We start from the raw sequence: 10,044 nt of genomic DNA on the forward strand, positions 1-10,044 counted from the left end.
CCGCGCTGCAGGAAGGCCGGCGCCACCAGGACGACGCCCGCCACGCGGTCGGGATGAGCTGTCGCATAGCGGAGTGCGGGCACGCAGCCGAGAGAATGACCCACGAGTATCGGGCGGCCTTCGACCGGCGCCATGAGGTCGTCGAGCCACCGGTCCGGCCCGGCCGGATACGGGGCGGACCGGCCCAGGCCGGGGAGGTCGGCGGCGAGGGTGGGGGCGTCGAGCAGCGTACGGACCTCGCGCCAGGCCTCGCTGTCGGTGGGAAGCCCGTGCAGCAGTACGTATTTCGGGGTGCGCCGTTCACCGGAGACCCAGAGCCCGTGCTCGAAGCCCGCGGCGGGATCGGCTTCGGTGGCGCCGAATCGGCTGCTCACCAGATGATCCGCCCATTCGCGCAGAACGGTTTCGGCCGCGGGCCGGACGAGCCCGGCGCGCGCGGCCACCGCGTCGGCGGCGGAGGTGTCGTAGCGATCGCCGGCGATGAAGGTCAGGCGTTCGGCGTCCACTCCGGTCAGCCGGCCGGGCAGGCGCGCCACCAGGCCCACCGGGAGGGTGAGGCGCGGTGCGCGGACATGCATATGGCGGGCCAGTAGCCCGACGAGTTCCGGAAGCGGCGGACTGGCCGGGTCGAGCACGGTATAGGAACGGCCGGCGGTATCCGGCTGTTGCGGGAGCAGAGCGAGGAAATCGACGAAGTAGTCCAGATCCAGGATCGGGAGCAGGGTCTGCGCGTCGCCGGGCAGCGCGTGCAGTGCGCCATGCCAAAGATCGCGCACGAGTTCGGCGAGGCCGATGTACTGACCGGGTCCGAGGACAGTGCTGGGATTCGCGACGGTCAACGGGACCGCGGCGGCCGCGGCCTGTTCCCGCAGTATCGCGTCCGCTTCGAACTTCGAGGCGCCGTAGGCGCTGACGGTGTAGTCGTGTTCGGCGGATTCCGGCACGGTGACCCGGTAGCCGGTGATGTGGACGAGCCGGCGCAGCCGCGGGCAGCCGGCGGACCAGTGCAGTACGTGGAGGGCGCCGTCGAGGTTCACCGCCCGGGCTTCCGTGGCGTCTAGTCCGAAGGAGAACCGCGCGGCGCAGTTGTAGACGTCGCGGACGTCCTCCAGTGGTGCCGCGCCGAGGGCGCCGAGGCCGGGGTCGGTGATATCGCACCCGAGTACCGTGAGCCGCTCCCGGTCGAAATCCTTGCCGTGCAGCCAGGACAGCAGCCGCGCCTCGGTCCCGGGGCGAACCGCCGCGGCGACATGGTGTCCCTGCTCGAGCAGCCGGGCGACGAGCGCGCGGCCGATGAATCCCGCCGCCCCGAAGACGACGGTGTCGGGAGTACTCATATCCACTTCCTAACTGGACTGGTCTACATATTTTGTGCGCAAAGAAAAGTCCCCGCGCGGTGAAACGGGGGATCAGAGCAGGGTGCGGGCGATCCGCGCGGCCCGGTCCAGCGGATCGCGGCTGCGGTGGGTCCGGGCGAGCAGCAGCGCGCCCTCGACGAGAGCGAGCAGCGAAACCGCGAGATCGTCGGCGTCTTGATAGCCGGCGGTCCGCAGCAGGACGCGCAGTGCCTCGGTCCAGCGTGCGTACACCTGGGCGCAGGCCTGCTGCACCGGGTCGTTGGTGCCCGCGACCTCGAGGGCGACGGTGGCCACCGGACAGCCGTTCTCCCAGCCGGAGGCTTCCAGCCGGTCGCCGAGGAGGGTGATCAGCTCGGCGACCGCGCCGGCCGGGTCGGTGAGGTCGGCGGCGTCGAGTGCCGCGTCGACGAGCCCACCGGCCTGTGTGACGGCCGCGGCGACGAGTTCGTCCTTGCCGCCGGGAAAATGGAAGTACAGCGAACCCCGCGGGGTCCCGCTCTCGGTGAGAATCTGATTGAGCCCGGTGCCGAAGTAGCCCTGACGCTCGATCGAGGATCGGGTCGCCTCGATCATCCGCTGCCGCGTCTCGGCTCCTTTGGCTCCCATATTTGAAAAAGTAGACCGGTCGTCATAGAAATGTCAACAATTCCGCCGTCGCGAGCCGGTCACCCGACCCCGGGGACGACGCCGCGTGGCCGAACGAGCGGCAGATCGTTGTAGGTGACGATCCCGGGCGCCGCGGCCACCACGGCGGGAATGGCGTTGATCACCGGCATGGCGGTCATGATGTGGCCGAGAGTCATGAAATCGGCGATGGTCTCGGCCCGGAAATCCGGGGGCGGCAGAAAGCTCACCACGTTCTTCACCGTCGGACGTCCGTCCACCTGCAGGATCCAGCCGTCCTGGTCGATCTTCCAGTCGGGTTCCAGGGTCTGCCCCTTGCGCCACCGCACCGTCAGTTCGACCAGGGTGCGTCCGGCGACGATCCCCTTCCAGCTCGCGAAGACCCCGGCCACGCAGTCGGCCGGAATGGTCCACGAGCCCAGATCGAGATCGGCGGTGGTCCGCGCGAACTCCGCGTCACAGCGGACCTCGTCGAGTTCCACGCCCAGGGCGTCGCCGATCATCCGCACGGCCTCACCGAACACCGCGGTGCCCTCGGCCGCCATCTCCGGCAGGCCGGGATGATGGATCGGTTGACCGAAGCCCACCGGGCGTTCGGTCGCGGGCGAATCGTAGAAGGTGGTGTCCGCGGCCTCGCTGACGGTCACCTTGTCGACGCGGTCGCAGATACCGGCCGACACGATGGCCAGCAGGTCGATGAATCCGGGGCTGATCCCGGAACCGAAGATCGTGGAACCGCCGCGGCGGCAGGCCTCGGCGATCCGGTCGCGACCCGGGCCCTGCCGGTGACCGGTGATGAAGGACGCGGTGGTGACCACATCGACGCCCGCGGCCAGGATGCGCACCAGTTCGTCCACATCGATCCACATGGGGTTGTAGACGACGCAGTCCGGCTGCCGCGCGAGCAGCGCGTCCACATCGTCGGTCGCGGTGATGCCCAGGGGTTCGATACCGCACAGTTCGCCGATATCACGACCCACTTTCGCCGGCGCCCACGCGTAGCAGCCGACGAGTTCGAGGGTGGGGTTCGCGACGATGGCGCGGACCGAGCTCTTTCCGACATTGCCGGTCGTCCATTGGACGACCCGATACCGATCACGCTGGGGCACCCGCTCAGAATAGAGTCGATTTCCGGAATTCGGAAAGAATCCTTTGAATTGGGAGAATGTGATTCTCCCTTCGATGCGGAACGGTCGCCGGTCGCGTCGACCACCTCGTAGGCGGGATCTCCTCGCATGGACCGGCGGGCCGGTGGCGCGGCTCGCCGGCCGATACGGGTCGCGTAGGCGATCGATCGTGCGTCGCCGCGCGTGTCACGGGGGTCGGATCGCCCGGCGTGCGGCGCGGTCGCCGAATCGGTCACGACGAGGTCTCCATCACAGCCGGGCGTCGGCGGCGGTGGTCGCGATGCGGGTCTTTCGCGTCGCCGGTGGCGGTATCGCGCATATTTCCGTAGAAGGCCGAAAAACGCTGCTGCCGAACGCTGTTCGAGACGCCGCTCAACAGTTCCGTACGCGGTTTCCTGTTGCCGGATAGGCGCGGGTAACCGAGCCGGACGATGCTGTTGTGCAGCTCACTTCGGGCGATCCGCTGTCATCCGATGGTCACGGCGCGGTAATATATAAGCGCTCGCCTATGGTGTGACCGAGGCGAGTCCGCCCGATCGAAGGTTGGTGAAGCCGCATATGTCGGTATCCATGTTCGACGAGACCCTGCCACGTGGCGAGCGGGACGGGGTCGGACTTCGGGTGGGCGCGATCATCGACCGGGGTGGGGAAGTCCTGTTACTCGAACTGCCCAGTACCGGCCCGATCAGCCCCACCTTGAAACTTCCCGGCGCGACGGTCGAACCGGGAGAATCGGTGACCGGAGCGCTCGTTCGCGGGGTGCAGGAGGAGACGGGACTGACCGTCACCGATATCCGGCACCACGTCGGCGATTTCGACTATCTGTCCCCCGCCGGAAAACCGGTGCGGCGGTTGCACTTCGCCGTCGAGGTGGCGGCGACCGGGCCGGTGGTGCTGAGTGCGCACGCCGACTACGAATGGGCGCCGCTCAACGGCGAGTTGCACGTCACCTCCTCGATCCAGAAGATTCTGGACACCTATCGCGAGCTGGCCTATCCCTGAGTGGGTGCGGAGGCACCGGACGGGACGGGAATCCGCGGGCCGGCCGGTCGCCGGTCCGGCGCGATGGGCTGTACATGCGCACGACGGCGCGGAGGTCACCTTCCGGTTCGGCTGCCCCGGCCGTCGGCCCGTACGGTGAGCGGCGCGACAGGGCGCGGTGGTTGCGCCGGTGAACGCTCGTCCCTGCCCGAAGAGCCGGGTCAGTAGCCGAGCACATAGGAATCGGCATCGAATTTCCGTGTGCGATAACGGTATTCGATACTCCAATTCGGATAGAGCCCCGCGTTGCGGCCGTCGGAGGTCTGGTGGTGACCCGTGCATCCACCCGATACCCACACCGTGGACACGCTGCGCCGTGCCATCTCGTCGAGGAACGCGTCCTGCACGCCGGGTGCGAGTTCCACCCGGCGCGCCGATCGCGCGCGAGCGGTGCGCAAGGCGTCGACGATATAGGCGATCTGGGATTCGATCGTGAAGACGGCGGACTGGTTCCCGGCCGCGCCGAAGGGGCCCAGCGTGCACCGTTGTGGACATGTCCCGGTCCTTCCGGCTCAGAGATCGAGAACCAGTGCGTCGCCCGCCGCGCGTGATACGCACGGGAGCATATGGGTCGCGCGGTCGGCATCGGGTAACGTCCGATCACGGTGGTCCACCGCGCCGGCGAGTACCGCGGTCCGGCAGGTGCCGCAGAACCCCTGGCGGCACGAATAGGCGGTGTCCGGGCGGACCCGGCCGATCGCGGCGAGGACGGTCTCGCGCGCGCCCACCCGGACCGTGCGGCCCGTCCGCGCCAGGGTCAGATCGAATTCCGCGCCGTCGAGAACGGCGGGGGTGGAGAACTGTTCGGTGTGCAGGGAACCGGTGGGGTTCAGCTCGAACATGCTGCGCCGGGCGGCGGCCAGCATGGGCGGCGGACCGCAGACATAGACGGCCGCCCCGGGCGGGGCGGCCGCGAGCAGTGCCGGGATATCCGGCGGGCCGTATTCGTCGTCGGGGCGGATATCGGCTCCGGGAAGGTCGGCGACGAACGGCATGGTGGCGCGGGAGCGTCCGGTGTAGATCAGCCGGCCGCGCTCGCCCGCGGCCCGGACCATCGGCAGGATCGGGGTGATCCCGATACCGCCGGCGATGAACAGGTACGCCGGGGCCGTCACGAAGGTGAAGGCGTTGCGCGGACCGCGGGCCCGTAGCGGATCGCCGGGGCGGATATCGCGGTGCATCTCCAGCGAACCGCCCTCGCCGGCGTCGATGCGGCGGACCGCGATCCGGTAGCGGAACCGTTCGCGGGGGTTACCGCACAGCGAGTACTGCCGCTGCCGCCCGGACGGCAGGAAGAGATCGAGATGGGCGCCCGGCCGCCAAGCCGGGAGCAGGCCGCCGTCGGCCGCGCGCAGGTCGAATCCGCGGACTTCGTCGGCTTCCTCCCGGATGTCGTCCACCACCAGCCGCAGTTCGAAACCCTCGCGGCGCACCGGTTTCGGGCGGGACAGCAGCGGTGCCGCGGGTCCGGAGACGAATATGCTCCGGTAGGCGTCGATGACCGCGCCGAGGACTCGCAGCGGCCGGGGCGCGACGAAATCCGGGGCCCGCGTGCTCGGACGGATCATGGCGGTCAGCTTACAAAGCAACAAATAGGCTTGCAATGTTGAAGATCGAGTGACCGGCTCTTCGGAGTATGCCGAGCCCGCGTTCTGACCGCCCGGACGGATACGGGTGCTGCGGCGATCCGGCCGATCGCGTGACAGTGTGCGGCTCGGCGGGGTTGCCGCGCGGCGGCGGTGGCGCCGCCGCGCGGAAAGCCCGCTATTCCGTTCGCTTCTCGTGCGGGACCAGTTCGAGCCCGATAACCGCGACGACGATGCCGGTCAGGCAGACGACCTTCGCGAGCGTGACCGCCTCGCCACCGGTGAGCATGGCGTAGGCCACGGTCAGGGCGGTGCCGACGCCGGTCCAGACGGCATAGGCGCTGCCGATCGGGATATCCCGTACCGCCCGGCCCAGCCCCAGCATGCTCGCCGCCAGCGCGACGAAGAAGACGATCGCCGCCACCGGTTCGGTCAGGCCCGCCGATCGGCCGAGCGCGGTCGCCCAGACCGCCTCGCAGACAGCGCTGGCCAGCAGGATGATCCACGCCATGGTCAGCTCACCGCCTTCAGGCCGACCACGGACACGATGAGCAGCGCGAGCAACAGCACGCGGGCGGTATCCGCGCGTTCGCGGCCCGTGACCACGGCCCATCCGACGGTCAATGTCGCGCCGGTACCCACCCATACCGCGTAGGCGGTACCGGTCGGCAGATCGATCATCGCCCAGGCGAGGCCGGCCATACTCAGGACCAGCGCCGCGACGAACAGAACAGTGGGCTTCCACCGGCGGAAACCGTGTGAGGCCGATAGTGCGGCGGCCCAGACGGCTTCCAGCACCCCCGACAGGAGCAGGACGACCCAGGACATGACGAACCCTTCCGAGTCAGTCTTGTCGCGATGCGGGTACTGCTCCCTCGTCCGCGAGCCCGATCGCCGGACTCCAGTGCGATAACGAACGGGATGCGTACGAGATTCCCGGTGGTGATCGGAACCACCACACTCACCGGACGGCTCGTGCCCGCGCGGGGGCCGATCGTTGTTCCGCGGCGCCGGGCCCGGTAGCGCTCTCGGCGGTGCGTTCGGCCCGAGGCGCGGAGTCGCGTCGGGTGGCGGCGGCACCGGGCGGGAGGCCGGCATCCGGTGCGGGCCGGCCGAGCCGGGTGCGGACGGCGCCGGCGGCGCATGTGATGACCGCGAGTGCTCCCAGCGCTGTCGACCAGGTCAGGGATTCGCCCAGCAGCAGCGCGGCCCAGCCGAGGGTGAGCACCGGCTGGACCAGCTGGATCTGGCTGACCTGCGCCATCGGCCCGTATGCGAGTCCGCGATACCACGCCAGGAAGCCGAGGAACATGCTCACCACACCGAGGTAGGCGAAGGACGCCCACTGCGCCGGGGAGGCGGTCGGCGGCTGGAAGGCGAGCGCGATACCGCTCAGCGCGACCATCGGCGGCGCGGACAGGACCAGTGCCCAGGAGATGGTCTGCCAGGGCCCGAGCTCGCGGGCCAGCAGTCCGCCTTCGGCGTATGCGGCAGCGGCCGCGACAACCGCGCCGAACAGCAGCAGATCCGGCCACTGGAGACCGAATCCGCCCCCGCGGAACACCGCGAAACCCACGGCCGCCACCGCACCCGCCGCCGCGGCCCACCAGAAGGCGCGCGGTGGTCGTTCCTCGGTCCGCAGGACCGCCAGGACCGCGGTGGCCGCCGGGAGCAGCGCGATCACCACCGCGCTGTGCCCCGCCGAGGTGAGGGTGAGCGCGAAGCTGGTGAGCAGGGGGAAGCCGGCGACGACCCCGGCCGCGACGACGCCGAGCCGGATCCATTGCCGGCCACGGGGCAGCGGTGGGCGCGTCACGAGCAGGGCCGTGGCGGCCAGGACGCCTGCGACCACGGCGCGGCCGCAGGCGACGAACAGCGGTGACATTCCACCCTCGGCCACGGTGATCCGGGTGAGCGGCACGGTCAGCGAAAATGCCGCCACACCGAGCAGTCCCCAGGCCGGCCCCAGGGGAACGGACGATAGCGGTCCTTGGTGCTGAGGAGTAGCGCTACTATGTTCTCTCATGTCCGACGATAGCAGTTCCCGGATTGTCGCGGATCTCCGCGCATGGATCGCCACGGCCCCCGCCGGGGGCAAACTGCCGTCCACACGCACCCTGGTAGCGCAGTACGGGGCGAGCCCGGTCACCGTCCAGAAGGCGCTGCGGACCCTCGTGGCCCAGGGGCTGGTGGAGAGTCGGCCGGGGGTCGGCACATTCGTCCAGGCGGTGCGCCCGGCCCGCCCGGCCGACTACGGATGGCAGACCGCGGCCCTCGGTACACCGCGCGGCCGGCGCGCCCAGATGTTCACCTCCCTGCGGACGGTGCCCAACGACCGGATCGCCCTGCATTCGGGTTACCCGGACCGCGAACTGCTCCCGGTGCGCCTGGTCCGTGCCGCCTTCACGCGGGCCGCGCGCGGCGACGCCGCGATCGGCCGCCCGCCGACCGCCGGATCCCCGGAACTGCAGACCTGGTTCGCCGCCGAACTGGCGGCGGTGACACCGGCCGGTGTGCTGCCGCCGGCGTCGAGTGATGTGATCGTGTTCGCCGGCAGTCAGAGCGGTCTGAACACGACCTTCCAGTCGCTGGTGGGACCGGGCCGGCCGCTGCTGGTGGAATCGCCGACCTACTGGGGTGCGCTGATGGCCGCCGAGCGGGCCGGGGTGCGGGTGGTGCCGGTGCCCAGCGGCCCGCAGGGCCCGCGGCCGGCGGAACTGGCCCGTGCCTTCGACCGGACCGGGGCGCGCGCCTTCTACGCGCAACCGCATTTCGCCAATCCGACCGGCGCCCAATGGGATCCGCAGACCGCCACGCGAGTGCTCGAGGTGGTGCGCGAGTACGGCGCCTTCCTGATCGAGGACGACTGGGCGCACGATTTCGGTATCGACACGGTGCCGGTCCCGCTGGCCGCGCGGGACGACAGCGGGCATATCGTCTATCTGCGGTCGCTCACCAAGAGCGTCTCCCCGTCGGTCCGGATCGCCGCCGTCGTCGCGCGCGGACCGGCGCGCGACCGGATCCTCTCCGACGCGCAGGCCGAATCGATGTACGTGAGCGGGCTGCTACAGGCGGTCGCGCTGGATGTGGTGTCGCATCCGGGGTGGCGGACCCATCTGCGCGGTCTGGGGCAGCGTTTGGCGATCCGCCGCGACCTGCTGTCGACCGCGCTCCGGGAACACGCCCCCGACGCGGTCCCGGAACTGATACCCAGGGGCGGACTCAATCTCTGGGTCCGGCTACCCGAGCACACCGATCTGGGCCGCCTCGTGCGCGACTGCGAGGCCGGCGGGGTGATCGTGGCCCCCGGCGACGAGTGGTTTCCCGCCGAACCCACGGGCGCCTACCTGCGGGTGAACTATTCCGGGCCGAATCCGGGCGCGTTTCCCGAGGGTGCTCGCGTGATCGGGCGGGCGCTGGCCCGGCAGCATCCGGGCCCGCGCCCGGCCGAGAGCGCGGACCCGGCCCGATAGCAGGCCCCGTGGGCCCGGCTCAGCCCACGGCGTGATCTTCCACGAAAACCTTCCGGCACGACGGCGCGCAGAACGCATAGTCGACACCCGCATGGGTCGCGGTGAACTGGGCGGTGGCCCACTCCACGACCATTCCGCAGGTCGGGTCTATGGTGCAGCCCTCGGGGGCCTCCGGCCGCAGTCCGGACTCGCGGAAACCCTGGGTCATCAGCCGGGTGAGCTCGGTGCTCGTGGCCGACCGGCCCAGGGTGCCGACGCAGTGCTCGCGCAGGCCGACGATCTGCACCACACAGTGGGGTTCGCGGCGCAGGCGTCCGGGATCGGTTTCGGTCGCGGCGACGGCGTCGGTGATCATCGGAACGATGTAGCGGCCGAAATCGCGGTCGTTGCTCCAGGATTGCGGCACGGTGAGCCGCACCAGATAGCGCGGCGCGGTATCGATGTCGGGACCGCCGGTCGCCCAGGTGCGAGGCTGCGCGACCAGCACATGGGTGAATTCTCTCGCCTTGGCCATTGTTTCGTCCGGCGCGGACTCGGCGGTGGTGATCGCGGCCAGGACGCGTTCGGCCAGATCACGCTCGGCCGCCGCGTCGAGGGCGCGGCCGGTGACCGATATCTCCAGGGTCATCATGGCCGACTCTCCTTCACGAGTGGGGTGGTGGGGGTGGTCGCGCCGGCGTGCCCGGCGGCCAGGGCGAGCAGTTCGTCGACCGACCACTGGTCATCGACATGCACTCCGTACTTCGCGGCGAGTACCGCCCCGTCCGGGGCGATGAGGAAATCCGCCGGTAGGCCCAGGCGGCCGCCCTCCGGGTGGCTCGGCGGCGCCGGGCGG

The 10,044-nt window shown here is 70.2% G+C and carries 11 protein-coding genes, 1 pseudogene and 1 riboswitch; of the genes and pseudogenes, 2 read left to right on the forward strand and 10 right to left on the reverse strand.

What is annotated here, in order from left to right; all coding sequences use genetic code 11:
- The 3 genes from ON38_RS25895 to ON38_RS25905 all read right to left on the reverse strand — a co-directional run.
- Window positions 1-1,337, reverse strand: a 1,337-nt coding sequence (locus tag ON38_RS25895) for an alpha/beta fold hydrolase (protein WP_039827637.1), incomplete at its 3' end; no start/stop codon positions are given.
- A 72-nt stretch (window positions 1,338-1,409) separates the two neighbouring features.
- Entirely contained in the window at window positions 1,410-1,964 is a 555-nt protein-coding gene (locus ON38_RS25900) for a TetR/AcrR family transcriptional regulator (RefSeq protein ID WP_039827629.1), read from the reverse strand.
- A gap of 59 nt (window positions 1,965-2,023) precedes the next feature.
- The gene (locus tag ON38_RS25905) at window positions 2,024-3,091 is read right to left on the reverse strand and encodes an NAD(P)H-dependent amine dehydrogenase family protein (protein ID WP_039827630.1); all 1,068 of its coding nucleotides are present in this window, start codon (window positions 3,089-3,091) and stop codon (window positions 2,024-2,026) included.
- A 576-nt stretch (window positions 3,092-3,667) separates the two neighbouring features.
- Between ON38_RS25905 and ON38_RS25910 the strand changes: the two genes are divergently transcribed.
- Entirely contained in the window at window positions 3,668-4,111 is a 444-nt protein-coding gene (locus ON38_RS25910) for an NUDIX domain-containing protein (protein WP_051165185.1), read from the forward strand.
- Between the two features lie 200 nt (window positions 4,112-4,311).
- Here ON38_RS25910 and ON38_RS25915 read toward each other — a convergent pair whose 3' ends face one another.
- The 5 genes from ON38_RS25915 to ON38_RS25935 form a co-directional block, all read right to left on the reverse strand.
- The gene (locus ON38_RS25915; RefSeq protein WP_039827631.1) at window positions 4,312-4,548 is read right to left on the reverse strand and encodes a hypothetical protein; all 237 of its coding nucleotides are present in this window, start codon (window positions 4,546-4,548) and stop codon (window positions 4,312-4,314) included.
- 114 nt (window positions 4,549-4,662) lie between these two features.
- Window positions 4,663-5,718 carry a PDR/VanB family oxidoreductase gene (locus ON38_RS25920; RefSeq protein ID WP_039827632.1) on the reverse strand — a complete coding sequence of 352 codons (1,056 nt, stop codon included), beginning with the start codon at window positions 5,716-5,718 and terminating at the stop codon, window positions 4,663-4,665.
- Between the two features lie 196 nt (window positions 5,719-5,914).
- The gene (locus ON38_RS25925) at window positions 5,915-6,247 is read right to left on the reverse strand and encodes a DMT family transporter (RefSeq protein ID WP_039827633.1); all 333 of its coding nucleotides are present in this window, start codon (window positions 6,245-6,247) and stop codon (window positions 5,915-5,917) included.
- 2 nt (window positions 6,248-6,249) lie between these two features.
- Window positions 6,250-6,564, reverse strand: a complete 315-nt coding sequence (locus ON38_RS25930; protein WP_039827634.1) for a DMT family transporter — start codon at window positions 6,562-6,564, stop codon at window positions 6,250-6,252.
- Between the two features lie 10 nt (window positions 6,565-6,574).
- Window positions 6,575-6,641: riboswitch (guanidine-III (ykkC-III) riboswitch) on the reverse strand.
- A 56-nt stretch (window positions 6,642-6,697) separates the two neighbouring features.
- Complete coding sequence (locus ON38_RS25935) at window positions 6,698-7,762, reverse strand: DMT family transporter (protein WP_083873096.1); 1,065 nt, start codon at window positions 7,760-7,762, stop codon at window positions 6,698-6,700.
- On the opposite strand from ON38_RS25935, the gene ON38_RS25940 reads away from it, so the two are divergent.
- Entirely contained in the window at window positions 7,761-9,209 is a 1,449-nt protein-coding gene (locus tag ON38_RS25940) for an aminotransferase-like domain-containing protein (RefSeq protein ID WP_051165186.1), read from the forward strand. The two genes, ON38_RS25935 and ON38_RS25940, sit on opposite strands and share 2 nt — an antisense overlap.
- Window positions 9,210-9,228: 19 nt before the next feature.
- Here the strand turns inward: ON38_RS25940 and ON38_RS25945 are convergent, their stop codons facing one another.
- Together ON38_RS25945 and ON38_RS25950 are read right to left on the reverse strand one after the other, a co-directional pair.
- Window positions 9,229-9,840 carry a YHS domain-containing protein gene (locus tag ON38_RS25945; protein WP_039827635.1) on the reverse strand — a complete coding sequence of 204 codons (612 nt, stop codon included), beginning with the start codon at window positions 9,838-9,840 and terminating at the stop codon, window positions 9,229-9,231.
- Window positions 9,837-10,044: pseudogene (locus tag ON38_RS25950) on the reverse strand (hypothetical protein); the annotation flags it as partial. The pseudogene ON38_RS25950 and the gene ON38_RS25945, both read right to left, overlap by 4 nt.

This window comes from Nocardia testacea NBRC 100365 (genome assembly GCF_000308775.1).
In the GTDB taxonomy this organism is placed as follows: domain Bacteria; phylum Actinomycetota; class Actinomycetes; order Mycobacteriales; family Mycobacteriaceae; genus Nocardia; species Nocardia testacea.